General features: G+C 74.0%; 24 protein-coding genes. 11 read left to right on the forward strand and 13 right to left on the reverse strand.

The features are described from left to right. The first annotated feature begins 188 nt into the window (after positions 1–188). Positions 189–914 carry a hypothetical protein gene (locus ACZ7BZ_RS25875; protein WP_470360372.1) on the forward strand — a complete coding sequence of 242 codons (726 nt, stop codon included), beginning with the start codon at positions 189–191 and terminating at the stop codon, positions 912–914. A gap of 56 nt (positions 915–970) precedes the next feature. Here ACZ7BZ_RS25875 and ACZ7BZ_RS25880 read toward each other — a convergent pair whose 3' ends face one another. Further along, positions 971–2362: an MFS transporter gene (locus ACZ7BZ_RS25880; RefSeq protein ID WP_470360373.1), complete on the reverse strand. Its 1392-nt coding sequence runs from the start codon at positions 2360–2362 to the stop codon at positions 971–973. 6 nt (positions 2363–2368) lie between these two features. Further along, a complete protein-coding gene (locus ACZ7BZ_RS25885; protein WP_470360374.1) occupies positions 2369–3163 on the reverse strand; it encodes a glycerophosphodiester phosphodiesterase in 795 nt (264 codons plus the stop codon). 191 nt (positions 3164–3354) lie between these two features. Here ACZ7BZ_RS25885 and ACZ7BZ_RS25890 point away from each other — a divergent pair, with 191 nt between their 5' ends. The 5 genes from ACZ7BZ_RS25890 to ACZ7BZ_RS25910 all read left to right on the forward strand — a co-directional run bounded on the left by ACZ7BZ_RS25890 (position 3355) and on the right by ACZ7BZ_RS25910 (position 7435). Further along, positions 3355–4896 (forward strand): ATP-dependent DNA ligase, encoded by a 1542-nt coding sequence (locus ACZ7BZ_RS25890; protein ID WP_470360375.1) that lies wholly within the window; start codon positions 3355–3357, stop codon positions 4894–4896. A 220-nt stretch (positions 4897–5116) separates the two neighbouring features. Further along, entirely contained in the window at positions 5117–5335 is a 219-nt protein-coding gene (locus tag ACZ7BZ_RS25895; RefSeq protein WP_465745490.1) for a ferredoxin, read from the forward strand. A 93-nt stretch (positions 5336–5428) separates the two neighbouring features. Next, entirely contained in the window at positions 5429–6640 is a 1212-nt protein-coding gene (locus ACZ7BZ_RS25900; RefSeq protein WP_470360376.1) for a cytochrome P450, read from the forward strand. A 184-nt stretch (positions 6641–6824) separates the two neighbouring features. Further along, positions 6825–6989, forward strand: a complete 165-nt coding sequence (locus ACZ7BZ_RS25905; protein ID WP_470360377.1) for a hypothetical protein — start codon at positions 6825–6827, stop codon at positions 6987–6989. Positions 6990–7093: 104 nt separating this feature from the next. Further along, positions 7094–7435: a hypothetical protein gene (locus ACZ7BZ_RS25910; RefSeq protein ID WP_470360378.1), complete on the forward strand. Its 342-nt coding sequence runs from the start codon at positions 7094–7096 to the stop codon at positions 7433–7435. An 84-nt stretch (positions 7436–7519) separates the two neighbouring features. On the opposite strand, the gene ACZ7BZ_RS25915 is transcribed toward ACZ7BZ_RS25910, so the two are convergent. From ACZ7BZ_RS25915 to ACZ7BZ_RS25925, 3 genes are all read right to left on the reverse strand, one after another. Further along, positions 7520–7804, reverse strand: a complete 285-nt coding sequence (locus ACZ7BZ_RS25915; RefSeq protein ID WP_380458773.1) for a DUF427 domain-containing protein — start codon at positions 7802–7804, stop codon at positions 7520–7522. 107 nt (positions 7805–7911) lie between these two features. After that, complete coding sequence (locus ACZ7BZ_RS25920; protein ID WP_470360379.1) at positions 7912–8148, reverse strand: DUF6296 family protein; 237 nt, start codon at positions 8146–8148, stop codon at positions 7912–7914. A gap of 68 nt (positions 8149–8216) precedes the next feature. Then, positions 8217–8453, reverse strand: a complete 237-nt coding sequence (locus ACZ7BZ_RS25925; protein ID WP_380458777.1) for a DUF2277 domain-containing protein — start codon at positions 8451–8453, stop codon at positions 8217–8219. Between the two features lie 170 nt (positions 8454–8623). Here ACZ7BZ_RS25925 and ACZ7BZ_RS25930 point away from each other — a divergent pair, with 170 nt between their 5' ends. After that, positions 8624–9832 (forward strand): MFS transporter, encoded by a 1209-nt coding sequence (locus ACZ7BZ_RS25930; RefSeq protein ID WP_470360380.1) that lies wholly within the window; start codon positions 8624–8626, stop codon positions 9830–9832. A 65-nt stretch (positions 9833–9897) separates the two neighbouring features. Here ACZ7BZ_RS25930 and ACZ7BZ_RS25935 read toward each other — a convergent pair whose 3' ends face one another. Continuing rightward, entirely contained in the window at positions 9898–11154 is a 1257-nt protein-coding gene (locus tag ACZ7BZ_RS25935; protein WP_470360381.1) for an alpha/beta hydrolase, read from the reverse strand. 118 nt (positions 11155–11272) lie between these two features. On the opposite strand from ACZ7BZ_RS25935, the gene ACZ7BZ_RS25940 reads away from it, so the two are divergent. Beyond that, complete coding sequence (locus ACZ7BZ_RS25940; protein WP_470360382.1) at positions 11273–11731, forward strand: MarR family winged helix-turn-helix transcriptional regulator; 459 nt, start codon at positions 11273–11275, stop codon at positions 11729–11731. 70 nt (positions 11732–11801) lie between these two features. On the opposite strand, the gene ACZ7BZ_RS25945 is transcribed toward ACZ7BZ_RS25940, so the two are convergent. The 3 genes from ACZ7BZ_RS25945 to ACZ7BZ_RS25955 all read right to left on the reverse strand — a co-directional run bounded on the left by ACZ7BZ_RS25945 (position 11802) and on the right by ACZ7BZ_RS25955 (position 14431). Then, positions 11802–12320 (reverse strand): gamma carbonic anhydrase family protein, encoded by a 519-nt coding sequence (locus tag ACZ7BZ_RS25945; protein ID WP_470360383.1) that lies wholly within the window; start codon positions 12318–12320, stop codon positions 11802–11804. A gap of 57 nt (positions 12321–12377) precedes the next feature. Then, positions 12378–13679 (reverse strand): serine hydrolase domain-containing protein, encoded by a 1302-nt coding sequence (locus ACZ7BZ_RS25950; protein ID WP_470360384.1) that lies wholly within the window; start codon positions 13677–13679, stop codon positions 12378–12380. Between the two features lie 185 nt (positions 13680–13864). Beyond that, complete coding sequence (locus ACZ7BZ_RS25955) at positions 13865–14431, reverse strand: DJ-1/PfpI family protein (RefSeq protein WP_470360385.1); 567 nt, start codon at positions 14429–14431, stop codon at positions 13865–13867. Between the two features lie 349 nt (positions 14432–14780). Between ACZ7BZ_RS25955 and ACZ7BZ_RS25960 the strand changes: the two genes are divergently transcribed. Both ACZ7BZ_RS25960 and ACZ7BZ_RS25965 read left to right on the forward strand, forming a co-directional pair. Next, entirely contained in the window at positions 14781–15329 is a 549-nt protein-coding gene (locus ACZ7BZ_RS25960; protein ID WP_470360386.1) for an RBBP9/YdeN family alpha/beta hydrolase, read from the forward strand. 19 nt (positions 15330–15348) lie between these two features. After that, positions 15349–15957, forward strand: a complete 609-nt coding sequence (locus ACZ7BZ_RS25965; RefSeq protein ID WP_380458793.1) for a hypothetical protein — start codon at positions 15349–15351, stop codon at positions 15955–15957. A 150-nt stretch (positions 15958–16107) separates the two neighbouring features. Here the strand turns inward: ACZ7BZ_RS25965 and ACZ7BZ_RS25970 are convergent, their stop codons facing one another. Together ACZ7BZ_RS25970 and ACZ7BZ_RS25975 are read right to left on the reverse strand one after the other, a co-directional pair. After that, positions 16108–18498 carry a transglycosylase domain-containing protein gene (locus tag ACZ7BZ_RS25970; RefSeq protein ID WP_470360387.1) on the reverse strand — a complete coding sequence of 797 codons (2391 nt, stop codon included), beginning with the start codon at positions 18496–18498 and terminating at the stop codon, positions 16108–16110. Positions 18499–18694: 196 nt separating this feature from the next. Then, on the reverse strand, positions 18695–20218 hold the full coding sequence (locus tag ACZ7BZ_RS25975) for an alpha/beta hydrolase (protein ID WP_470360388.1): 1524 nt from the start codon (positions 20216–20218) through the stop codon (positions 18695–18697). Positions 20219–20354: 136 nt separating this feature from the next. On the opposite strand from ACZ7BZ_RS25975, the gene ACZ7BZ_RS25980 reads away from it, so the two are divergent. Next, a complete protein-coding gene (locus ACZ7BZ_RS25980) occupies positions 20355–21710 on the forward strand; it encodes a YibE/F family protein (RefSeq protein WP_470360389.1) in 1356 nt (451 codons plus the stop codon). A 20-nt stretch (positions 21711–21730) separates the two neighbouring features. Here the strand turns inward: ACZ7BZ_RS25980 and ACZ7BZ_RS25985 are convergent, their stop codons facing one another. Beyond that, on the reverse strand, positions 21731–22156 hold the full coding sequence (locus ACZ7BZ_RS25985; RefSeq protein WP_470360390.1) for an acyl-CoA thioesterase: 426 nt from the start codon (positions 22154–22156) through the stop codon (positions 21731–21733). A 47-nt stretch (positions 22157–22203) separates the two neighbouring features. Then, positions 22204–22971 (reverse strand): type I methionyl aminopeptidase, encoded by a 768-nt coding sequence (gene map / locus ACZ7BZ_RS25990; RefSeq protein ID WP_380458803.1) that lies wholly within the window; start codon positions 22969–22971, stop codon positions 22204–22206. Between the last annotated feature and the right edge of the window lie 342 nt (positions 22972–23313).

Below are 23313 nucleotides of genomic sequence, written 5' to 3' on the forward strand. Positions count from 1 at the left end.
CGCCCAGCATGACGGACCGCCGGGCGCCCGCCGACCGCCGTCGTGGCCAACAACCACCCGCCGGTACTCCAGTCCGGCGGGCGCGGGCCCACCCGGGAGGGTGAAGCGCTTTCCCGTGTCGGGGCCCATCCCCTACCGTGGGTCACCCCAATGGCACGGAGCGGAGGTTCCCTGCGGTGGACGAGCCGATGACGGAGTACCAGAGCCACACCTGGGAGGACGAGAACGGAGGCCGGTTCATCATCCTCTACCCGGGCTCCGAGAAGGCCGACGAGGAGGGCGAGGCGCGGCTGCGCGCGATGGGCGCCCGGGAGTTGGCGGCCCTCCGGGAGCGGAAGGCGGCGGAGCGGGACGGGGCGGAACCCGGCCCCGGCGGGTGGCGCCGCTCCGTCACCGTCAACCTCGGCGATGCCACACCGCTGCCCGGTCCCCGGCTCGACCCGGAGTGGCTCCGCGCCTGGTGCGCGGAGACCGAGGCGGCCCTCGCCGGGTTCACCCGCTCCTTCGCCGAGCGGTACGGATTCCCGCCCGGCGAGAACGCGCTGGCCCCCGCCACGGAGCGAAGCCTCCGGGCCGCGGACGCGCTCGCCGAACTGCTGCCGCTCCCCGCCGATCTGGCCACGCTCCACCGGGCGCTCGCCGGGGCGTCCCTGCCGGACGTCGACAACGGCTACTTCATCCATGCGCCGGAGACGGTCACGGCGCAGCTGCGCGACTACGGCGTCCCGGCCATCGAGGGCGAGCGGCTGCCCCTGGTCTTCGGCAGTGACGGCGGTGGCCACCTGTTCGCGACCGGACACACCGGGCGGGTCTGGAGGTCGGCCACGGCCTCCGTGAACTGCGGCTTCGAGCTCGTCGCCGGCACCCTGGAGGACTTCCTCCGGGAGATCGGCGGGCTGATCGCCGACCGGTGAACCCCGGGCCGGCTCCCGGTGCCCGGGCCGGGAGCCGGGAGCCGGGAGCGGCGGGGTCAGAGGCGCTCGGGCACCGGGTTGCCGACCGCCTCGATGGCGCGGCGGACCGGCACCTTCGCCAGCACCAGGAAGCCGATCACGAAGAAGATCAGCAGCGAGATGATCGCCGAACGGTAGCTGCCGGTGATCTGGTAGGCGAGGCCAAAGACCAGCGGGCCCATCCAGCTGGTGCCGCGGTCGCTGACCTTGTACAGGCTGAAGTACTCGGCCTCCTTGCCGGCCGGGATCAGGTGCGAGAACAGCGAACGGGAGAGCGCCTGGCTGCCGCCGAGCACCAGGCCGATCATGCAGGCCAGGGCGTAGAACCAGACGGGCTGGTGGGCGGGCATGAAGTAGCCGAGGGCCAGGGTGATCACCCAGCCGACCAGCGAGCCCAGGATGGTCTTCTTGGCGCCGTGGCTGTGGGCGATCCGGCCGAGCAGCAGCGCCCCGCCGATCGCCACGACCTGGACGATCAGCACGGCGATGACCAGCGTGCCCTGCTCCATGCCGAGTTCCTCGCTGCCGTACAGCGAGGCCTGAGAGACCACGGTCTGGATGCCGTCGTTGTAGCAGAGGAAGGCGGCCAGGTAGAGCAGCGTCAGCGGGTGCTTGCGCATCCCCTTGAGCGTGCGGCCGAGTTCGCGCAGGCTGCCGGCGGCGGGCTGGTCGGGGCCGGTCGCGGCGCGGTCGCGGGCGACGCCGGCCCGGGAGGGCAGCCGCAGCATCGGGACGACGGTGAACAGCGCCCACCACAGGCCCGCCGAGGCGAGGCAGATCCGCACGGCGGTGCCGGAGGACAGGCCGAGCGCCTCGTGGCCCTCGTACAGGGCCAGGTTGGCGATCAGCAGCAGTCCGCCGCCGGCGTAGCCGTAGGCCCAGCCCTTGGAGGAGATCTTGTCGCGCTCGTCCGGTGAGGCCAGGCCGGGGAGGTAGGCGTACGAGAGCGCCACCGACACCGCGTAGGAGATGTTGGCGACCACCAGCAGCGCGCCGCCGAGCAGGTAGCCGTCGCCGTCGAGGAAGAACATCCCCGTGGTGGCGAGCGCGCCGACGTAGGCGAAGCCGCACATCAGCTCCTTGTGCCGGCCGGTGCGGTCGGCCACCGTGCCGGTCAGCAGCATCGCCGCGACCGAGATCAGCACGGAGAAGGAGACGGTGTACGGGAAGAACGATCCGGCGCGGATCGACAGGCCGAGCGGGTGCACGTCGCCGGAGGCGTCGGCCGCGTTCCTGGCCACCTCGGTCAGGTACGGCCCGAGGAACACCGTCAGGACGGTGGTCGTGAAGGCGGCGTTGGCCCAGTCGCTGATGTACCAGCCGAACTGCATCCGGCGCAGGGCGCGGCCGTCGTCGGCTGCCGCCGGGGGCGACGAAACGTCGTCCGGCACGTGGTCCGTGGTGCTCATGGGCTCCTATTTCACTGTGCTGGAGCCGGTGCTGCCGTCCGTCCAGCAGCCGCGCTCGCCGAGGACGTCCCGCAGGACGTCGATGCGATCCGCCATGATGCCATCCACACCCAGGTCGAGGAGAGCCCTGATCCGTGTGGGATCGTCCACAGTCCACACGTGGACCTGCAGGCCGAGGCGGTGGGCGGCCCGGACGAAGGCCCGGTCGACCACCGGGATCCCCCGGTGCCGCTCCGGCACCTGGGCGCAGATCCCGCCGAACGGCGCCCCGCGGCCGGACAGCAGCGGGCCCGCCAGGGAGCGCAGCCGCAGCCGGGCCACCTCGCGCGGGCCCAGCGAGGTGGCCAGCCGGGGGCCGGCTGCGGCGCGCACGGCGGCGAGTCGGCTGTCGGAGAACCCGCCGACGCAGACCCGGTCCCAGGCGTTCGTCCGGCGGATCGCCGCCACCAGCGGGGCGACGGCGAGCGCGGCCTTCACGTCCACGTTGAAGCGGGCCTCGGGGAACGCCCCGAGCAGGTCCTCCAGTAGAGGCACCGGCTCGGTGCCCCCGATCCGGGCCCGTCGGACGCTCTCCCAGGGCAGTTCGGCCAGCGTGCCGGTGCGGTCGGTGACCCGGTCCAGGCGGGAGTCGTGGAAGGCGACCAGCACGCCGTCGGCGGTGGCGTGCACGTCCGTCTCCAGGTACCGGTAGCCGAGCGCCACGGCGGCCTCGAACGCGGCCAGCGAGTTCTCCGGGTGGCCGAGCTCGCCCCCGCGGTGGGCGAAGGCCAGCGGACCCGGATGGTCGAGGAAGGGGTGCATGTGGTGCTCCGAGCTGCTGGGGAGGAACGCGGGCGGTGCCCGTTCCGACGGCCTCTCGGGCCGCGCGCGTTACAGTATTACGCACCCTGTCAAGCAGTAACGTCGGCGGCCGGCCCCTGGCTCCGACCCGTGGGAGCCGGGGTGCGCCGGGCGGGGGTGAGCGTCGATGCTGGGGGTGGAGGTGTCGGCGGATGGGCCTGTGGCGGTTGGCGGTGGTGTCCCGGGAGGTGGCGGCGGAGCCGGGGCGGCGGGCGAAGGTCGGGCTGCTGGCCGGGTGCCTGCGGGAGCTGGGGGCCGAAGAGGGGGCGGCGGCGGTGGTGCTGCTGTCCGGCGAGGCGCAGCGGTTGCGGACCGGGGTCGGCTGGGCGGCCCTGCGGGACCTGCCGGCACCGGCCGCCGCGCCCTCGCTGGGGGTGCGGGAGGTGGAGCGGGAGCTGGAACGGATCGCCGGGGTGCACGGGGCGGGGGCGCAGGCGGAGCGCCGACGGCTGTTGGCGGGCCTGTTCGGGCGGGCGACGGAGGTGGAGCAGGGGTTCCTGCGGGCGGTGCTGATCGGGGATCTGCGGCAGGGGGCGCTGGACGCGCTGGTCGGGGAGGCGGTGGCGCAGGCCGCCGGGGCGCCGGTGGCGGCGGTGCGTCGGGCGTTGATGTTCCGGGGGTCGGCGCGGGCGGTGGCGGCCGCGGCGTTGGGCGGTGGGGCGGCGGCGCTGGCGGGGTTCCGGCTGGAGGTGGGGCGGGCGGTGCGGCCGATGCTGGCGGCCTCGGCGCCGGACGTGGCTTCCGCACTGGAGCGCATCGGAGCGGCCGCGGTGGAGTGGAAGCTGGACGGGATCCGGGTGCAGGTGCACCGGGACGGCGGAGAGGTCGCGGTGTTCACCCGCAGCCTGGACGACATCACCGCCCGTGTCCCCGAGGTGGTGGAGGCGGCCCTGGCGCTGCCGTTGCGGTCGGCGGTGCTGGACGGTGAGGCGATCGTGCTCGATCCGCGGGGGCGGCCGCGTCCGTTCCAGGTCACCGCCGCGCGCACCGCCTCCCGGCGGGAGACGGACCGGCTGCGGGCCGAAGTGCCGCTCAGCGTCTACTTCTTCGACCTGCTGCACCTGGACGGCGAGGACCTGGTGGACCGGCCGGGCCGGGAGCGCTGGGCGGCGCTGGACAGGACGGTGCCAGCCGGGCTGCGGGTGGCCCGTACCGAGACCGGGGACGGCGCGCAGGCGTCGGCGTTCCTCCGCGAGGCGCTGGCACTGGGCCACGAGGGCGTGCTGGTGAAGGACCCGGCGGCCGGGTACGCGGCCGGGCGGCGCGGGGCGGGCTGGATCAAGGTGAAGCCCCGGCACACCCTGGACCTGGTGGTGCTGGCCGCCGAGTGGGGCAGCGGGCGGCGCCAGGGGTTCCTGAGCAATCTGCACCTGGGGGCCCGAGCGGCGGGTGAGCCGGGCCTCGGGCCATGGGTGATGCTCGGCAAGACCTTCAAGGGGCTGACGGACGAGACGCTCGCCCGGCAGACCGCCGAGTTGCTCGCCCGGGAGACCGACCGGGACGCCCGGACGGTACGAGTACGACCGGAACTGGTCGTCGAGATCGCCTTCGACGGCCTCCAGCGCAGCCCCCGCTACCCCGCCGGGCTGGCCCTGCGGTTCGCCCGGGTGGTGCGCTACCGGCCGGACAAGAGCGCCGCCGAAGCCGACACCGTGGCCACCGTAAGGGAGTTGGCCGCCACCGAAGGCCTGTGAGGCTGCCTGCGCGGCCCGGCCCGCCGGCCCCGTCCGGCGAAGTACCGTCACTTGAAACGCATTGCACCGCAAGGGCGTTCACGCCGTGGCGCCGAATCAGCCATTCTCGACGATCCGGCCACCGCACCCTCCGTGGACGGACCAGCGGCGGCTAGGTTGACCGTGACAACGAGAGGCGGCCGCCGGGCAGTCGGCGGCGCCCTGGCGAAAGGTGCCCGACATGCAGGTGAGCGTCGACCGGGACCGTTGCTGCAGCTCCGGAATGTGTGTGATGAACGCGCCCGCGGTCTTCGACCAGGACGACCACGACAGTCTGGTGAGGCTCCGTCAGACCGTGTTGCTGCCCGAGCAGTTCGACGACGTAAGGCTCGCCGCCGAGCTCTGCCCGGGCCGGGCGATCACCGTCACCGAGGACGAGCCCGCGCAGGCGGGAGCCTGACGGGCTCCACCGTCGGCCTCGCAGGCCGCTGGGCGGCTCCCCTGCACCCCGGCAACCCCACGAGGACACCCGCGACATGAGGAGAACCCCGCCGTGACCGCCGTACCCACCGCCCCCGCCGTCCCGCTGCTGCCGGCCCCGCACTCCAGCGGCTGCCCGTTCGGCCCGCCGCCCGCGTACACCGAGGCCGCCGCCACCGCGCCGATGACCAGGGCCGAGCTGCCCGACGGCGACCCCTGCTGGCTGGTCACCGGCTACGCCGAGGTCCGCACCGTGCTGTCCGACCGCCGGTTCAGCGCCGACGTGCGCCACCCGGCCTTCCCGCTGCTGGTCGCCGGCGCCCGCGAGAAGCTGGTCACCGACAACCCGACCTTCCTGCGGCTCGACGACCCCGAGCACGCCCGCCAGCGCCGCATGGTCACCGGGGACTTCCTGGTCAAGCGGGTGGAGGCGCTGCGCCCGGAGATCCAGCGGATCGTGGACGAGGCACTGGACCGGATGACCGCGGGCCGGACCACGGCCGACCTGGTCACCGAGTTCGCGCTGCCGGTGCCCTCGCTGGTGATCTGCTCGCTGCTCGGCGTGCCGTACGAGGACCGCGACCGCTTCCAGGGGCTGAGCCGCACGCTGCTCAGCCAGGAGAGCACCCTGGAGGAGCTCCGGGTGGCCCAGGACGAGGTCCTGGACTACCTGCGTGACCTGACGGCCCGCAAGCGCGCGCAGCCGGAGGACGACGTCCTGAGTCGGCTCGCGGTGCGGGACGACCTGACCCCGGACGACGTGGCCAGCACGGGCGTGCTGCTGCTGATCGCCGGGCACGAGACGACCGCGAACATGATCGCGCTGTCGACCGCGCTGCTGCTGGAGCAGCCGGAGCAGATCACCAGGCTGGCCGACCCGGCCGCGCTGCCCGGCGCGGTGGAGGAGCTGCTGCGCCTGCTGACCATCGTGCACACCGGGCTGCCCCGGGTGGCGCTGGAGGACGTCGAGCTGGGCGGGGTGACGGTCCGGGCCGGGGAGGGCGTGATCGCGATGCTGTCCACGGCCAACCGGGACGAGGCGGTGTTCGGCGGCGCCGGGCACCGGTCGACGGACGAACTGGACCTGGACCGGGACGCCCGGCGGCACCTGGCCTTCGGCTTCGGCGTGCACCAGTGCCTGGGGCAGCCACTGGCCCGCGCCGAGCTCCAGATCGCCCTGGAGACGCTGTTCCGCCGACTGCCGGGGCTGCAGCTGACCGGCGAGCGCGAGTTCCGTACCGAGTCGTTCATCTATGGGATGCGGTCGCTGCCCGTGGCCTGGTGACCCGGCCCCTGGCCCGGGACCGGGCGGGACCGGGCGGGCGCGGGCGGGACCGGGCGGGCGGGGGTCACCCGGCTGGCCCCGGAGCCGGGGCGGGGGCAGGCTTGAAGGGCGAAGGACGGCCCCGGCCCGGCCGCGCCCGCGGTGAGGGGCGCGCCGGGACCGGCCCAGGAGACGGGAGCCCGCGATGACCGACATGAGCGATCGCTCCGAGGTGAGCACCGACCGCGAGGAGGAGGTCCGCGCCGCGGATCCGGAGGAGGGCATCACCTCGATGCAGAACCTGCACGCCCAGGACACCTCCCAGGCCGAGGGCGACTCCATGCTGGACGAGCCCGACGCCGACAGCTGACCGTCCCGCCACACCGATCCGACCGCCCGGCGGAACCGGGCGGTCCTTGCGACCGCAGGTGTCGCTGCCCGGGCGGCGGCTCACCGGCGGGGGAGGATAGGCGCATGACCGAACACGATCAAACCGACTGGCAGGCCCAGCCGCCCACGGACCCGCGCACCTCGTGGGCGACCTGGACCACCCAGTCCATCATCAGCGGCCCCGGCGGGGTCACCACCACCGAAGTCGGCCCGATCTCCGGCGACCTCACCGTGCACACCACGTGGGTGGACGGCGAGGCCCGCCTGACCGTCCAGTACACGGGCGCGCTGGACTGGTACACCGTCTCCGGCAGTCCGGTGGCCGCCGCGGACGAGAGCACTGCGCGGGCCATCCACCAGACGATGGTGAACGGCGTCAAGACGGGACACGGGGCCGTCGCCCCGCCCGCGGCCCTCGGCGGCTGAACCCGCCCGAGCCGACGGGTCGCGGTGGCTCGCCCGGCCGTCGGCGTCTGGCCGGCCGCGACCGGCCAGACGGGCCGGGCGGCGCTACTCGGTGATCTCCACGCCCCGCCAGAAGGCCACCCGACCCCGCACGTGCTCGGCCTCGGGCTTCGGGTCCGGGTAGTACCAGGCGGCGTCCGGGTTGGTCTGCCCGGCCACCTCCAGGGTGTAGTAGCCGGCGGTGCCCTTCCAGCCGCACACCGTGGTGGTGCCGGAGGGCCGCAGGAACTCGGTCCGGACCGACTCGGCCGGGAAGTAGTGGTTGCCCTCGACGACGACGGTGTCCGCGCTCTCGGCGACGACCGTCCCCTGCCAACTCGCTGTGGTCATGAGGCGATTGTGCCCCACCGACTGGACCGCCGCCGGTGCTTCGGGGGGGGAATCCGGGCGCCGTACGGCAGCCTGGTCGCGGCCTCTCCGCCACGGCCTTGGCGGCCTCACGGCAGCGGGTGGGCGGCAACCGGCAGGTGCGGGCTCTGGTGGCCGCCGCTGGCGAGCATCCGGACCTCGCCCGCGTCGCTGATCTCGGCCCGGACGATCCCGCTGGGGTCCTCGTACACGGGGTGCCCCCCCGGGCCCTTGGCGCTGGTCCGGGTGACCACCACCACGTCCTGCGGGGCCTGGGTACCAGGGGTTCCGGGGAAGGTGAGGGCGTAACGGTCGGCGGGGTCCATCACCAGCTCCTGTTCCTCGACGGCACGTGTCCCAGGGCGTGACTTCCTCCAGGCCGCGGCCTCGGCTCCTAGGCCGAGGCTTCGGCGGCCCGGGCGTGCGAGCCGCGGACCTCCAGTTCGTCGAGCAGCCGGGCGGTGGCCTCGGCGACCGCGTCCACCGCCCGGTCGAAGGCCTCGCGGTTGTGCGCCGCCGGGGCGCGGAAGCCGGACACCTTGCGGACGTACTGCAGTGCGGCGGCGTGGAAGTCCTCCTCGTCGGCGTCCGGCGTCACGGGCGGTCGCAGCGTCTTGATGTTGCGGCACATGACCCCAGTCTCGCGCGCTGCGGCCGACGAGGCGAGCCCCTTCCCGCGCGGGACCCCGTTTCGTCACACGGTCCTCATGGGGGCGTCATCCGACCGGATTAGGATTCCCGACGAACGAATCACCCCGCCGCGCGCCTCCCGGGCGCGGGCATCACCCCGGAGTCACCCCCTTGCCTCTCGCGCTGTTCGCGCTGGCCGTCACCGCTTTCGCCATCGGCACCACCGAATTCGCCGCCATGGGGCTGCTCCCCCAGGTCGCCGGCAGTCTGCACGTCTCCATCCCGCAGGCGGGCTGGCTGATCTCCGCATACGCCCTGGGGGTGGTGATCGGCGCCCCGCTGCTCACCGCGCTCGCTGCCGGGAAGCCCCGCAAGACGGTGCTGGTGGCACTGGCCGGGCTGTTCGCGACCGGCAACCTGCTGTGCGCGCTGGCACCGGACTTCTGGACGCTGGCCGCCGCCCGGCTGATCACCGGACTGCCGCACGGCGCCTTCTTCGGCGCCGGGGCGGTGGCCGCCGCGGAGCTGGTGGCCCCGCAGCGGCGGGCCCGGGCGGTGGCCGTGATGTTCTCCGGACTGACCGTCGCCAACATCGTCGGCGTCCCGGCCGCCACTCTGCTCGGCCAACACCTGGGCTGGCGGGCGACCATGCTGGTGGTGGTGCTGATCGCCGCCGCCGGGACGCTCGCCATCGCCCGGCTGGTGCCCGCCCTCCCCACCCCCGGCCAGTCCGGACTCCGGCACGAGCTGCGGGCCTTCCGCAGCGGGCAGCTGTGGCTGGCGCTGGCCACCGTGGTGGTCGGCTGCGGCGGCATGTTCGCCTGCTACAGCTACATCGCGCCGCTGCTCACCGAGGTCTCCGGGTACGCGAGCGGCTCGGTGACCGGGGTGCTGGCGCTGTTCGGGGTGGGGATGACGATCGGCAACGTGCTCGGCGGGTTCGCCGCCGACCGGGCGCTGCGCCCGACCGTCTGCGGGTCCTTCCTGCTGCTCTCCGCGACGCTGGCGCTGTTCGCGGTGACCGCGCACGCCCGCTGGTCGGCGGCCGTCACGGTGGTGCTGATCGGACTGTTCGGCTTCGCGATCGTCCCCGCGGTGCAGACCCTGGTGCTGCGGAAGGCGCGCAGCGCGCCCACCCTGGCCTCGGCCACCGTGCAGGGGGCCTTCAACCTGGCCAACGCCCAGGGGGCGTACTTCGGCGGGCTGGCGCTGGACGCCGGGCTCGGCTGGACCTCCCCCACCCTGGTGGGTGCGGGCCTGGCCGCCGCCGGCGCGGTGGTCGCCCTGCTGGCCTGGACGGCCGACCGGCGCCCGCCCGTCCCGGCGCCGGTGGAGCCGGCGGCGGACCGGACGGGCGTGCCGCTGGCCCCGGCGTCCTAGCCTCGGTGCCCTGACCCCTGGGTCCGGACCCCGACGTCCTGACCCCGGCTTCCTGGCTCCGACGCCTAGCCGCGGCGCAGTTCGGCGAGCGCGGCCGGGGCGGCGCCCAGCCACCAGGTCGGGTCGGCGGTGCCGTCGGTGGTGCGGCCGTCGCGGTGGACGTAGTGGCGCACGTCGCGGCCGGGGTCGGCGAAGTCACCGCCGAGGGCGCGCTCCAGCCACTCCGCGCCGAACCGGAAGGCCTCGGCGGCCACCCCGCCCAGCGGGTGGAACTCGTCCTCGTAGACCCGCAGCTCCTTCGGCGCCCGGACGCGCTCGAAGCTCTCCAGGGCCTGGCCGAGGTCGGTCAGCTCGTCGAACTCGCCGATGCCGTACAGCACCGGGCAGGTGATGTCGGCGACCAGGTCGCCCAGCGGCATCCGGTGCGCCAGGTCGCGGTCGAAGGCCTCCTCGTCGGTGTATCCGGCCATGTACATGTAGTTGTTCTTGAAGGTCGGCTGGGCGCGTTCGAAGATGGTCGCGAAGTCCCCGGTGACGGCCTCGAAGGCGGCGAGGGCGCGCAGCCGGCCGTCGGTGGCGGCCGCCCGGGAGCCCCAGTAGCCGCTCATCGAGATGCCGAACATGCCGATCCGCTCGGCGTCGACCTCCGGGAGCGCGGCCAGGTGGTCGAGGTAGCGGCCGATCGCCCGCTCGTAGTTGCCGAGGTCGACGGTCAGTCCGCCGGCCCGGCTCTCGCCCTGGCCGGGGCCCTCGATGGACAGCGCGACCATCCCGCGCGCGGTGTAGTAGCGCTCGGCGGCCCAGATGTAGTCCTCCTTGATCATGTCCATCCCCGGGCCGAGGATGACGGCGGGCGCGTTCTCGACCCGGCCGGCCGGCAGGTGCAGCAGGGCGAAGATCCGCGAGCCCTCGAAGTCCAGCTCCACCCGGCGGACCCGGCCGTCGCGCAGTGCGCCCAGGCGCTCCACGCAGTGGTTGGCGTGGGCCCGCATGGCCGTCTTGCGCGGGTCGGCGGCGTCGAAGATCGAGTACTGCGCCCGGCCCCACATCACGGCGGCCCGCAGGTAGAGGTCGGCGGCGGTCTGGGCGAAGCCCGCGCGCTCGTGGTGGGCGGCGCGCTGCTCGGCCTGGCCGGCCACCGTGGCCCAGGCCTTGGGCAGCATGGCACCGCTCCGGACCAGCGCGAAGACCTTCGCGAAGTCGGTGTGGTCGTGGCCGAGCTGCTCCATGGTCCCGACGGCCTCGGGGTGCAGCGCGTCGAAGCCGCCCTGTGCGAGGGCGATGTCCAGGGCCCAGTTCTGGCCGGTCGAACGAGTGGTCATGACGGTCTCCTCCCGGAACGGGATGGGTGCGAGAGATAGATAAGTACTTAGCGACTAAGTACTTATTCATTAAGTACTGAGGTTAGGCTGTTGTCAACTGCCGAAGGAGGACGCCCCCATGACCGAACCGCCGCCCACCCCCGGGCGCGCCCAGGCCCTCGACCGCCTGGCCCGCGCCGCCTACCGCCTCAGCGCCGCCGACTCCCGGCTGCGCGGACGCGCCACCCGCACCCCCGGAGCCCTCTCCCTCACCCACGCCCGGGCCCTGCGCACCCTGGCCGACCAGGGGCCGCTCACCATCACCCAGCTCGCCGCCGGCACCGAGACCACCGGCGCCGCCACCACCCAGCTGGTGAACGGCCTGGTCAGCGCCGGCTACGTCACCCGCACCCGCCCGCCCGAGGACAAGCGCTCCGTCCTGGTCTCCCTCACCGACGCCGGCCGCGACCGCCACCGGCAGCGCCAGCAGGCGCTGGCCGAGGCCCTGCACACCGACCTGGAGGACTACGACGAGGACGCCCTCGACCGGGCCGCCGAGGTGCTGCGCCGGCTGTCCGCCGTCTACGACCGGCTCTAGGCCGGGCGGCGGGTCAGGTCCGGCGGGCGGCGGGTCAGGTCCGGCGGGCGGGCGGGCGACGGGTGACAGGTCAGGTCCGGCGGTGCGCCTCGGCGAGCAGCAGGTAGCCCTCGCCGTTGGCCTTGATGCCGGCCCGCTCCTCCTCGGTCAGCTCCCGGCGGACCTTCGCCGGGACGCCCGCGACCAGCGAACCGGGCGGCACGTCCGTGCCCTGGGTGACCACCGCGCCCGCCGCGACCAGCGAGCCGGCCCCGATCCGGGCACCGTTGAGGACGGTGGCGTTCATCCCGACCAGGGCGTCGTCCTCGACGGTGCAGCCGTGCAGCACCGCGTTGTGGCCGACCGAGACCCGCTCGCCGACCACCAGCGGGAAGCCGGGGTCGGCGTGCAGGGTGCAGTTGTCCTGGATGTTGCTGCCCGCGCCGACGGCGATCGACTCGGCGTCGCCGCGCAACACCGCCCCGTACCAGACGCTCGCGCCGGCGGCGACGGTGACGTCCCCCACCACGACGGCGTTCGGGGCGAGGAAGGCACCCGGGTCGACGTCCGGCGCCCTGCCCCCGACGGTGGCGATCAGCGGTTCTGCCATGGCTCGTCCTCCTGTTGGTGATCGGCTGCACTGCCGCCGGTCAGCGTAGGCGGCCGGTCAGGGCGCGAGGTGGGCGAGGTCGGGCAGGGCGGTCGCGGTGGTCGCGGCCTGCGGGCCGCACAGGGCGGTGACGGTCAGCCGGTTGAAGGCGGCGCGGGCGGCGCCCGAGTTCCGGACGTCGTAGACCGTGACGTCCGAGGCGAACTGGCGCTTGCCGTCCGCCGATCCGAGCATCAGGGTGGTGTAGCCGGGGATGCCGCCGGAGTGGCCCCAGTAGGTGCCGCACGGGGTGTCCACGCGCTGGAGGCCGAGGCCGTAGGACTGCCCGCCGCCGGAGGGACCGGTCCGCTGCATCTCGGCGAGTTCGGCCGCGGGTAGCAGCCGGCCGCCGAGCAGGGCGGCCAGGAACGCGGTGAGGTCGGCGGTGGTGGAGATGCCCGCGCCAGCGGAGCCCGCCATCGAGGGGTCGAGCAGGGTGACGTCCACCGGGCCGTCGGCCGTCCTGAGGTAGCCGTGGGCGTGCGAGCCCGGAACGAAGGGCGAGTTGCCGGGCATCGAGGTGCCGGTGAGGTGCAGCGGGCGGATGATCCGGCGGGTGACCTCCTCCTGCCAGCTGCGGCCGGTGAGCCTCTCGATGACCATCCCGATCAGGACGTAGTTGGTGTTGGAGTACCCCCAGCCCTGGCCCGGCGGGAAGGCCGGCGGGTACGTGTCGGCGATGTCCACCAGCTCCCGGAGGGAGTACGGCCGGAAGCGGCCGGCGGCCTGCCAGTCCGGAGCGGTGGGCTCGAAGGCCGGGTCCTGGGTGTAGTCGGCGACGCCGCTGGTGTGGTTCAGCAGCTGACGGACGGTGATCGCGGTGCTGTTCGGGACGATTCCCGGCAGCAGGCACTCCAGCCTGTCGTCGAGGCCCAGCCGCCGCTCGCCGACCAGTTGGAGCAGGGTGGTGGCGACGAAGGTCTTGGTGGCGCTGCCGATCCGGAAGCGGCCCTCGGGGTCGGCGGGCAGGCCGCCGAGGGCGGCGACGCCGGTGGCGTTGCGCCAGACCAGCCGGCCGTCCTCCCGGACGGCGCCGAGGGCGGAGGTGGCGTAGCCGGGGCCGGTCAGGCCGCCCAGGGCAGCGTCGGCGGCCGACCACTCGGCCCGGCCCTCGGCGCTGCTCGTCCGGTCGGCGCCGTCGGCGGCGGTGCGGTGGACGGAGCCGTGGCAGCCGGCCGACGAGGAGCGGTCGGCGGGCGCGGCGAGGGCGGCCGGGGCGAGTGTGGCGAGCATGGCCAGCAGGCCCGCGCCGACGGCGGTGACGACGGCGGCGCGCCGGGCGGGCCTGCGGCTCCGGGCGGTGCGGTCGGTGGCGGTCATGCCATCCTCCCTGGCCTTGCGAGGTGATCAACGTCCGTGCTGTGCACGGCTGTTGACACTTTGGCAGCACGGCCGGCGGCCGGCGTCACCCTCAGGGAGGGCGGTGCCCCCGAGAGGCCTCGGGGTCACCGCCGGGGCCGGGTCACCGCCGGGCCGGTTGGGCAGGCCGGGCAGGCCGGCTCACGTCAGGCCAGCGGGGCCTTGCCGCGCAGCACCTCGATGAACGCCCGCAGCCACGCCGGGTGGTCGGGCCAGGCGCGGGCCGAGACCACCACGCCGTCCACCACCGCCTCGCCGTCCACGAACTCGGCGCCGGCCGCCTTGATGTCGGGGGCGAGCGCGGGGTAGGCGGAGGTGCGGCGGCCGTCGAGGACTCCGGCGGCGGCGGTGATCAGCGGGCCGTGGCAGATCTGCGCGACCGGCTTGTCCCCGGCGAAGAAGTGCCGGGCGATCCGCTGGACGTCCGGGTCGTTGCGCAGGTACTCGGGGGCGCGGCCGCCGGGGATGACCAGGGCCACGTAGTCGGCCGGGTCGACGTCGGCCAGGGCGATGTCGGCGGGCCAGGTGTAGCCGGGCTTCTCCGTGTACGTGTCGTAGCCGTCCACGAAGTCGTGCACCACGAACTGCAGGCGCTTCTTGGTCGGGGCGGCGATGTCGACCTGGTAGCCCTCCTCGCGCAACCGCTGGTACGGGTAGAACACCTCCAGCGATTCGGCGGCGTCCCCGGTGACGAGCAGGATCTTCGATGTCATCCCCGACATCCCTCCACGTGATCGATGGGCGGTCCTGGCGGCGGGCCCGGGGCGGTGGCGGCCGAGCCCCGGGCCCGGTCCAACCTCCCGTACCGGCCGCACCGTTGGCAACAGGGCGCACCGGGCGTACGGCAGCGCGCGATCCGGATCGCGCGCCGGTCGGGATCCGTGCGCGCTGGGCCCGGTGCGGGGTGCGGCGCCCGGCTGCGAAGCCCTCGTGCCCGAGGCCTAGACTCTCGTGCTGCCCACCGACCGTCCACGACCCGTCCACCGAACGCGGCCGAACCGCCGCGCCACTGCCCCACCGCTGCCTCGGCACCGGCCGGTCCGACCCGCTCCGGAGGAGCCCATGCCCGCCCGCACCACCTACCTCGTCCTTCCCGGCTACCAGAACTCGGGCCCCGCGCACTGGCAGACCCGTTGGGAGGCCGCCGAGCCGGAGGCCTTCCGACGGGTCGAACAGGCCGACTGGGACCACCCCGAGCAGCGGGACTGGGTGGCCCGGGTGGACGCGGCGGTGGCCGCGGCCGCCGCCGCGGGGCCGGTGGTGCTGGTCGCGCACAGCCTGGGCTGCGTCACGGCGGCCCGCTGGGCGGCCGGGGCCCCGGCCGGACGGACGGCGGCCGTGCGGGGCGCGCTGCTGGTCGCCCCGGCCGACGTCGACACCGCCGAGGTGCCGGAGCTGCTGGGCTTCCGGCCGGTGGCGCTGGAGCGCTTCCCGTTCCCCACCGTGGTGGTCTCCTCCACCGACGACCCGTGGGTGAGCCCCGAGCGGGCCCGGGAGTTCGCCCGGGCCTGGGGCGCCCGCCACGTCGAGCCGGGCGCGTACGGGCACCTCAACTCGGACTCCGGACTGGGCGACTGGCCGGAGGGCAGGAAGCTCCTTGCAGAGCTGTGACCGGATGACCGGGGGGACGATGAACGAGCGAGCGCACAACCGGCCGCGGCGGGCCCGGCGCACCCTGATCCGGGTGCTGCTGGCCACCGGGGCGGCGGCCGTCCTGCTGTACACCGAGGGCCAGTGGGAGAGCCGCTCGGGCGGTCTGATGCTGGTCGCCGACCTCCTGAACCGGCCGGAGCTGCTGCTCGGCGGCGCGCTGGCCGCGCTGATCGCGGCCGCCTGGCTGAGCGACCGCCGCACCGCCGTACGGGCCGCCACCCGGGCCGTAACGGTGACCGCCGGGGTGGTGTTCCTGCTCGGCGTGCTGGCCGCCCACAAGGTGTCGGCGGCCGAGACCCGCAGCCGGGAGGAGGCCCCGGCCGGCGCGGAGCGCTCCCTGGTGGTGGTGCACCGCTCGTACGCCTCCGGGCCGCAGGCCGGTGAGCACTGGCAGGTGCTGCTGGAGAGCGGCCAGGGCTGGTCGGCCCGGCGCTGGCTGCTGGTGGACGTCGGCGGCACTCCGGACGACGCCCGGCTGCTGGAGGCGAGTTGGACCGGGCGGACCCAGATCACCGTGGTCACCGACTCCTACCGTCGGGTGTTCAACCTCGACCAGGACAGCGGCGAGCCGGTCGAGGCGCGGTAGCCCGAGGGCGGGGCGGCGGTGGCTCGCGCGGGGTTGCGACAGTCCGAGGAAGCTGTGCGGCACGGCGCCCATCGTCCGCCGACGGGCCGCGGCCCCGCCTGAGCACGGGTACTCGGGCGGGGCCGCGGGCGGGGCTCGGTCACTGGCCCGTCACTGGTCCCCGGGGTCGCCCGGCGGAGTGGTGGACGGGGCCGAGCGGCCGATCAGACCGCCGATCGCGCCACCGGTCTGGCCCCAGGTCTGACCGCTGGTCGGACCGCCGGCCGGGGCTCCGTACCCGCCGCCGATCACACCGCCGGCCGGCGGGTTGGTGCCGCGCGGCCGGCCGGTGTTCCCCGCGGTGGGCGACCCGGTGCAGGTGGCCGATCCCGGCGAGCCGGTGGCGGTGCCGCAGCCCGGATCGCGCTTGACCGGGTCCGGGATGTAGACGGTGGCGAAGTCCTTCTCCGGCATGGTCCGGACGGCGGCGCTCATCGCCTGCTGCCAGATCGGCCCCGGGCCGGTCGCCCCGAACACCTCGGCCTGGTACTGGCCGCCGATCCGGATGTTGCGCATCGGCACCTTGGTGCCCGGACTGCCGAGCCAGACCGAGCCGGCCAGGTTGCCGGTGTAGCCGGTGAACCAGGCGGACTTCTTCTCGTCCGTGGTGCCGGTCTTGCCCGCGATCTGGCGGTCGTCGTCCAGCCGGAGGTCCCGGGCGGTGCCGCCCTTCTCGGTCACCCCGAGCAGCACGCTGTTGATCACGTCCGCGGTGTCGGTGGACATCACCTGGTTGCAGCGGGCCGGCGGCACCGGGACGTCCTTGCCGTCCACGGTGGTGATCCGGTTGATCGCCAGCGGCGCGCAGTAGCTGCCCCGGGCGGCGAAGGTCGCGTAGACGTTGGCCATGGTCAGCGGGCTGACCTCCTGGGTGCCGAGGCCGAGGGCCGGCACCTCCTGCAGCGGGTCGCCGCTCGCCTTGCCGGTCACGCCCAGCTTGTCGGCCATCTGCTTGACGGCGCAGAGCCCGATCTCCTGCTCCATCTGCACGAAGTAGGTGTTCACGGAGAGGGCCATCGCCTGCTTGAGCGCGTACGGGCCCTTCTCGCTCGGGCTCTCGTTGGGAATGACCCCGTCCTTCTTGCCCTTGCTGAGGTTCTTCCAGGTGCCGCCGCAGGTCGTCATCGTCGGCCAGTCCATCCGGTTCGGCGAGTCGTACTGCTGGGTGGGCGGCAGCCCGGCCTCCAGGGCGGCGGCGGCCACGATCGGCTTGAAGTTGGAGCCGGGCTGGAAGCCGATGCCGCCGCCCATCGCCGCGTCCACGTTGAGGTTGACGACGGTCTGGTTCTTCTCCTTGGCCAGGCCGTACGGGCGGGTCTGGGCCATCGCGAGGATCTTGCCGCTGCCGGGCTCGACCATCGTCATGGCCGCCGAGACCGGGTCGGTGACGTACACCTTGGTGGAGACGGCGTTCTGGGCGGCGGCCTGCTTGTCCGGGTCGAGGGTGGTGTAGATGTTCAACCCGCCGGTGTCCCACAGCTTCTTGCGTTCGGCGGCGCTCTTGCCGAAGGCCGGGTCCTGCTTGACCACGTGCCGCACGTAGTCGCAGAAGAAGCCCATGCCGGCCTGGGCGGTGATGCAGCCGTTCTGCGGGTCCCGGTAGTCGAGGCCGAGCGGGGCGGCCTTGGCCTCCTTGGCCTGCTCGGCGGTGATGTGCTTGTTCTCCAGCATCTTGTCGATGACGGTGTCCCGGCGCTTCTGGGCGGCCACCGGGTGCAGCTTGGGGTCGTACTGCGACGGGTTCTGCACCAGCCCGGCGAGCGTCGCCGCCTCGGGGAGGGTGAGGTCCTTGGCGTCCTTGCCGAAGTAGCGCTGGGAGGCGGCCTGGATGCCGTACGCCTGGTGACCGTAGAAGGTGATGTTCAGGTAGTTGGTGAGGATCTGCTCCTTCGGGAGGTCCTCCTCCAGCTTGATGGCGTAGCGCAGTTCCTGGATCTTGCGGCCGAGGGTCTTGCGCTGGGCCTCGCGGACCGCCACCGGATCGTCCCCGGCCAGTTCGACGTTGACGTTCTTCACGTACTGCTGGGTCAGGGTGGAGGCGCCCTGCACGGCGGCGCCGCTCTCGGCGTTCTTGGTGATCGCCCGCAGCACGCCCTTGAGGTCGACGGCGCCGTGCTCGTAGAACCGGGCGTCCTCGATGTCGACCTGGGCCCGGCGGATCAGCGGCGACATCTGGTCCGCCGTGATGACGGTGCGGTCGCGCTCGTAGACCTTGGCGATCAGGCCGCCCTTGGCGTCGTAGATCTGGGTGGCCTGGGTGAGCGGCGGGGTCTTGAAGTCGTCGGGGATGCTCTCGAAGCTCTCGGCACCGCTCTTCGCGCCCAGTCCGACCGCGCCCGCCGCCGGCAGGATCAGGCCCGCCAGCAGGACGCCGCCCAGCACGCTGGAGCCGAGGAAGGTGGCCGCATGGCGCAGGATTCCGAGCGGGGTCTCACGGCGCCTCGGGCGTGGCACCCAGGTGTCGCCCGGGTCCCGGGCAGGTATGCGGCTCTTCGGTGACATAGATCGAACACTACGGCCGTGAATCCCCACCGTGGAGGGCCTGTTGGCGAACTATTGTCACAAAATCGCGACAGGTTCGACTCATGTGCGAGGGTCGAATGGAGGTACACGCGGAAGCAACGGCCGTTCGTCCACGGCCGGTTGCCTCCGGGTGCCGGTTGCCCACGGGTGACCTTCGTCTCCGTGCCCGTCCTGCTCAGCCCGCCGCTGGTCCCGCCGGGGCCGCCGGACTCGCCGGGCAGAACACGTCCTCGGCCGGGCGACGGCCCGTCACCAGGAAGTCCGTCACCGCCGCGTCCCCACAGGCGTTCCCGTTGGCACGGTAGACGTCATGGCCGCCGGAGTCCACGGTGACCATCCGGGCGCGGTCCCCGAAGGCCGCTCGGAGCTTGAGCGCGCCCCCGTACGGGGTGGCCGGGTCCCGCAGGTTCTGCGCCAACAGGACGTTCGCCGGGCCGCGGCCGGTCACCCGCACCGGCGGCTCGGCGGGCGCGAACGGCCAGAAGGCGCAGGGCATCACGTTCACCGGCATGCCCGCGGTGAGCGGATGGGCGGCCCGGTCGGCGGCGACGTCCTTGGCGTAGCCCGCCGGGTCGGAGGGCCAGCTGACGTCGTTGCAGAGGGTTCCGGCCGAGGCCGCGATGTGGTTCTGCAGCACCTCGTCCGGGGCCGCCTGCGGCGCCGGCAGCGGGCGCAGCCCCTGGGCGGCCAGCATCAGCCGGGCCAGCCCGGGGAACTGGGCGTCCGCGTACAGGCTGGTCAGCATGGACTCGCGCAGCCCGTTGCCGTCCAGCTCGGCCGGGTTGGCGCCGGGCCAGGGCAGCGGTGCGGCGTCCAGGCGGGCGGCGAGCTGCAGGAACAGCGGGCGCACCTGCTCGGGAGTGTCCGCGACGCGGTCCGGATTGCCCGGCGCCGAGGCCCACTTGGCGAAGTCCGGGAAGCGGTCCTCCGCACCCTGGCCGAAGGCGGCCAGCCAGCCGCGGCCGACCCGGATCGGGTCCGGGTCGTCGTTGCTGTCCAGCACGATCCGGTCGGTGTGCCCGGCGAACATCGTGGCGTAGACGGCGCCCGCGTAGGTGCCGTACGAGGTGCCCCAAGCGGACAGCCGGCGCTCCCCGAGGGCGCGGCGGATGCTGTCGATGTCGCGGGCCTCGTTGGCGGTGGACAGGCTGCGCAGCACCGGGCCGCCGTTGCGGGCGCAGGCGTCGGCGAAGCGGTGGCCGGTGGCGGTGTTCCCGTCGATCGAGCCGTCGGCGGCGGGCCAGGGGCGCAGCCTGACCATGGCCAGGTCGGCGTGGTCCAGGCCGCAACTGACCGGGGTGGAGCGGCCGACGCCGCGCGGGTCGAAGCCGACCAGGTCGAACTCGTCCAGCACCTGCTGCGGCAGTCGGCCGACGGCGCCGCTCGGCCGGTCCAGACCGTTGTCGCCGGGGCCGCCGGGGATGATCAGCAGCACGCCCCGGCGCTGGCCCGGCTTGGCGGTGGCGATCCGGGAGACGGCGACCGTGATCCCTTGGCCGTCCGGGTCGTTGTAGTCCAGCGGGACGGTGACGGTGGCGCACTCCTGGCGGGGGTCGACCTGCCCCTGGCAGGCGGACCAGTCGAGGTGGTCGCGGCGGGGGTGCCCCTGGTCCGCCGCGGCGGGCAGGGCGGTGAACGCGGTGACGGCGAGAGCGGCGGCCACGGTGGCGGCGGCGGTGCGGCGCATGGTGTTCGGCATGCCCAAGAGTCTGCTGCGGCAGTGGACTTGGGCCCATGCGGGCAGCCGGTCGGTCGGGGGTGGGGCAATCCCCCGGTGGCCGGTTGCGGCGCGCCCACGGTTCGTGCCCTGCGGGATGGCGCCCGGTCGGGCGCCGATGATTTCGGATGCTGTGCAGGAGAAGCGAGGAGGCGTCAGGGTGGAAGCCGGGACACCGGATGACGGACACGATCACGGCGGCGCGGGCGGGTCCGCGGGGCCCTCGCACCCGCCCGCGCACTCGCACTCGCACGCCCACGGGCCGGCCGCGCCGGTCTCCGCACACCTGCGGAAGGTGATCGCGGCCGTGCTGATCCCGTTCGCGGTGGCCGTCGCCGTCGGTCTGGTGGTGCTCTGGCCGGGTGGCGTCCCGCGGCACCAGCACACCGGGGTCGGCTTCGACCAGCAGATCCGGCACGGCCGGGTCACCGCCGTCCGGGAACTGCCCTGCGGCGCCCCCGATCCCGCCGACCGGGGCACCTGCCGGCAGGACACCGTGGAGGTCACCGACGGTCCGGACCGGGGCCGCACCTTCACCGTGGTCGTCCACCCGGCCGAACCCCGGCAGTACGAGGTCGGCCAGCAGGTCGTCCTGACGTACGCCCCGAACGCCCCGGCGGACCTCCGGTACAGCGTGGCGGACGTGGACCGGAACCTGCCGATGGGCGTGCTGGCCGGGCTGTTCGCCGTGGTCGTGGTGGTGATCGGGCGCTGGCGGGGGGTGGCCGCGCTGTTCGCGCTGGCGATCAGCTTCGCCGTGCTGTCGCTGTTCATCCTGCCCGCCATCCTGCGCGGTTCGGACCCTCTGCTGGTGGCGATCGTCGGCGCCAGCGCGATCATGCTGATCGCCCTCTACCTGTGCCACGGGCTGTCCGCCCGGACGTCGGTGGCGGTGCTGGGAACGCTGGTGTCCCTGGTGCTGATCGGGGTGCTCAGCCTGGTCTTCGCCGCCTGGGCGCACCTGACCGGCGACACCTCCGAGGAGACCGGGTTGGTGCACGACCTCTACCCCGGCATCGAGATCCGCGGCCTGCTGCTGGCCGGGTTCGTGATCGGCTCGCTCGGCGTGCTCTTCGACGTGACGGTCACCCAGACCTCGGCGATCTGGGAACTGCACGAGGCCGACCCGACGATGGGCGCCGGCCGGCTCTACCGGACGGGCATGCGGATCGGCCGCGACCACATCGCCTCGACCGTCAACACCCTGGTGCTCGCGTACGCGGGCGCCGCGCTGCCGCTGCTGCTGCTGTTCTCCGTCGCGCACCGGACGGTCGTCTCGGTGGCCACCAGCGAACTGGTGGCCGAGGAGATCGCCCGCACCCTGGTCGGCAGCATCGGCCTGGTCGCCGCCGTGCCCGTCACCACCGGCCTGGCCGCCCTGATCGCGGCCGCCGACCTCCCCCGCCGCCCGGCTCCCGCGCCCGCCGGGCCGACGGGGAAGCACGGGCAGCACGGGCAGTATCAGCGCGTCTAGGGTCTGCGCGGGGCACCGGGTCAGAGACCGAGCAGCCCCGGGTCCGAGGCGAGGGCGCGGAGCGGCTCGCGCGGGTCGGCGACCAGCCGGCGGGCCGCCAGGTCGAGGATGCCGCCCACCCCGGTGATCTCCGCGGCCGGCACACCGTCCTCGCGGGTCAGCCGCTGCACCACCCGGAAGGTCTTGCCCTCCCGCCAGCTGAACGCGCAGCTGATCTCCACCGTGTCCCCGGCGCGCAGCTCCCGGAGGTACTTCACCGTGGTCTCCAGCACCACCGGACCCACGCCCTTGGCGAGCAGCTCGGACTGGCGGATCCCGGCCGCCTGGAGGTACTCCCAGCGGGCGTGCTCGGCGTACTGCAGGTAGACGGCCTGGTTCAGGTGCCCCTGGGTGTCGGTCTCGTAGCCGCGTACGGTGACCCGCGTGCTGAAGTCCTGATCGGTCATGCCCCGCACGCTACTCCGGCCGGGCGACGGGCACCGCGTAACGTCCGTCACGGCAGGGTGAGGATCCTCGGGCCGTCCTCGGTGACGGCGACGGTGTGCTCGATGTGGGCCGCGCGGCTGCCGTCGGTGGTGCGCAGCGTCCAGCCGTCCGGGTCGGTGGCGTAGTCGTCGCGGCCGCCGGCCGTCAGCATCGGCTCGATGGCCAGCACCAGGCCCGGGCGCAGCGGGTAACCCCGGCCCGGGCGGCCCTCGTTGGGAACGTGCGGGTCCTCGTGCATCCGGCGGCCGATGCCGTGCCCGCCGTAGCCGTCGAGCAGCCCGTAGCGTCCGGCCCGGGCGGCCGTGCCGACGGCGTGGGCGATGTCGCCGATCCGGTTGCCGACCACGGCGGCGGCGATCCCGGCCTCCAGGGCCCGCCGGGTGGCGGCGATCAGTGCGGTGTCCTCCGGGCGGGCGGTGCCGACGGTGAAGCTGACCGCGGAGTCGCCGCACCAGCCGTCCAGCACGGCGCCGCAGTCGATGCTCACCAGGTCGCCGTCGCGCAGCCGGTAGCCGTTCGGGATGCCGTGCACCACCGCGTCGTTGACGGAGGCGCAGATCACGGCGGGGAACGGCACCGGCGCGAAGGACGGGCGGTACCCGAGGAACGGCGAGGTCGCCCCGGCCGCCGCGAGCACGCCCCGCGCCACCTCGTCCAGCTCCAGCAGGCTGACGCCCGCCGCCGCCTCCCGCTGCACCGCGGCCAGCGCGTTGGCGACCACCCGCCCGGCCTCGCGCATCGCGGCGAGGCCGGCGTCCGACTTGAGTTCGACCATGGTGAACCACTCCCCTGGATCCAATTCTTATACCGGTATTTTTATCACGGTCGCGAGAGTGGTCGACGGCACCCCGGAGAGCGCGTGACTCCCGCCCGCCGAAATTGCCACGCCCACCCGGACCAAGATCCGCTACCGTTCGACGCCGCACTCCGATGAACCGATCGCAAGGACCGGCGTGACGAACCGGCCCGACGAGTACGGGGTGCCGTAGGCGCGCCCGGGCCCGCCGGACAGGCCCTAGACTCAATGCCGGTGACTTTGCTGTCTCTGCCTCGTTGATGGTGGTGTGGCGAGGGTGGGGCAGGTCAAGTCGCCTGCGGGTGAGCGGTTGTCGGATCG

The sequence above is a fragment of the Kitasatospora sp. NPDC036934 genome, assembly GCF_055608425.1.

What these genes read in the sequence shown, in the direction of transcription:
- ACZ7BZ_RS25875 (WP_470360372.1), top strand. Translation starts at nt 189, where the DNA reads ATGACGGAGTACCAGAGCCACACCTGGGAGGACGAGAACGGAGGCCGG.
- ACZ7BZ_RS25880 (WP_470360373.1), bottom strand. Translation starts at nt 2,362, where the DNA reads ATGAGCACCACGGACCACGTGCCGGACGACGTTTCGTCGCCCCCGGCG.
- ACZ7BZ_RS25885 (WP_470360374.1), bottom strand. Translation starts at nt 3,163, where the DNA reads ATGCACCCCTTCCTCGACCATCCGGGTCCGCTGGCCTTCGCCCACCGC.
- ACZ7BZ_RS25890 (WP_470360375.1), top strand. Translation starts at nt 3,355, where the DNA reads ATGGGCCTGTGGCGGTTGGCGGTGGTGTCCCGGGAGGTGGCGGCGGAG.
- ACZ7BZ_RS25895 (WP_465745490.1), top strand. Translation starts at nt 5,117, where the DNA reads ATGCAGGTGAGCGTCGACCGGGACCGTTGCTGCAGCTCCGGAATGTGT.
- ACZ7BZ_RS25905 (WP_470360377.1), top strand. Translation starts at nt 6,825, where the DNA reads ATGACCGACATGAGCGATCGCTCCGAGGTGAGCACCGACCGCGAGGAG.
- ACZ7BZ_RS25910 (WP_470360378.1), top strand. Translation starts at nt 7,094, where the DNA reads ATGACCGAACACGATCAAACCGACTGGCAGGCCCAGCCGCCCACGGAC.
- ACZ7BZ_RS25915 (WP_380458773.1), bottom strand. Translation starts at nt 7,804, where the DNA reads ATGACCACAGCGAGTTGGCAGGGGACGGTCGTCGCCGAGAGCGCGGAC.
- ACZ7BZ_RS25920 (WP_470360379.1), bottom strand. Translation starts at nt 8,148, where the DNA reads ATGGACCCCGCCGACCGTTACGCCCTCACCTTCCCCGGAACCCCTGGT.
- ACZ7BZ_RS25925 (WP_380458777.1), bottom strand. Translation starts at nt 8,453, where the DNA reads ATGTGCCGCAACATCAAGACGCTGCGACCGCCCGTGACGCCGGACGCC.
- ACZ7BZ_RS25935 (WP_470360381.1), bottom strand. Translation starts at nt 11,154, where the DNA reads ATGACCACTCGTTCGACCGGCCAGAACTGGGCCCTGGACATCGCCCTC.
- ACZ7BZ_RS25940 (WP_470360382.1), top strand. Translation starts at nt 11,273, where the DNA reads ATGACCGAACCGCCGCCCACCCCCGGGCGCGCCCAGGCCCTCGACCGC.
- ACZ7BZ_RS25945 (WP_470360383.1), bottom strand. Translation starts at nt 12,320, where the DNA reads ATGGCAGAACCGCTGATCGCCACCGTCGGGGGCAGGGCGCCGGACGTC.
- ACZ7BZ_RS25950 (WP_470360384.1), bottom strand. Translation starts at nt 13,679, where the DNA reads ATGACCGCCACCGACCGCACCGCCCGGAGCCGCAGGCCCGCCCGGCGC.
- ACZ7BZ_RS25955 (WP_470360385.1), bottom strand. Translation starts at nt 14,431, where the DNA reads ATGACATCGAAGATCCTGCTCGTCACCGGGGACGCCGCCGAATCGCTG.
- ACZ7BZ_RS25960 (WP_470360386.1), top strand. Translation starts at nt 14,781, where the DNA reads ATGCCCGCCCGCACCACCTACCTCGTCCTTCCCGGCTACCAGAACTCG.
- ACZ7BZ_RS25965 (WP_380458793.1), top strand. Translation starts at nt 15,349, where the DNA reads ATGAACGAGCGAGCGCACAACCGGCCGCGGCGGGCCCGGCGCACCCTG.
- ACZ7BZ_RS25970 (WP_470360387.1), bottom strand. Translation starts at nt 18,498, where the DNA reads ATGTCACCGAAGAGCCGCATACCTGCCCGGGACCCGGGCGACACCTGG.
- ACZ7BZ_RS25975 (WP_470360388.1), bottom strand. Translation starts at nt 20,218, where the DNA reads ATGCCGAACACCATGCGCCGCACCGCCGCCGCCACCGTGGCCGCCGCT.
- ACZ7BZ_RS25980 (WP_470360389.1), top strand. Translation starts at nt 20,355, where the DNA reads ATGATTTCGGATGCTGTGCAGGAGAAGCGAGGAGGCGTCAGGGTGGAA.
- ACZ7BZ_RS25985 (WP_470360390.1), bottom strand. Translation starts at nt 22,156, where the DNA reads ATGACCGATCAGGACTTCAGCACGCGGGTCACCGTACGCGGCTACGAG.
- map (WP_380458803.1), bottom strand. Translation starts at nt 22,971, where the DNA reads ATGGTCGAACTCAAGTCGGACGCCGGCCTCGCCGCGATGCGCGAGGCC.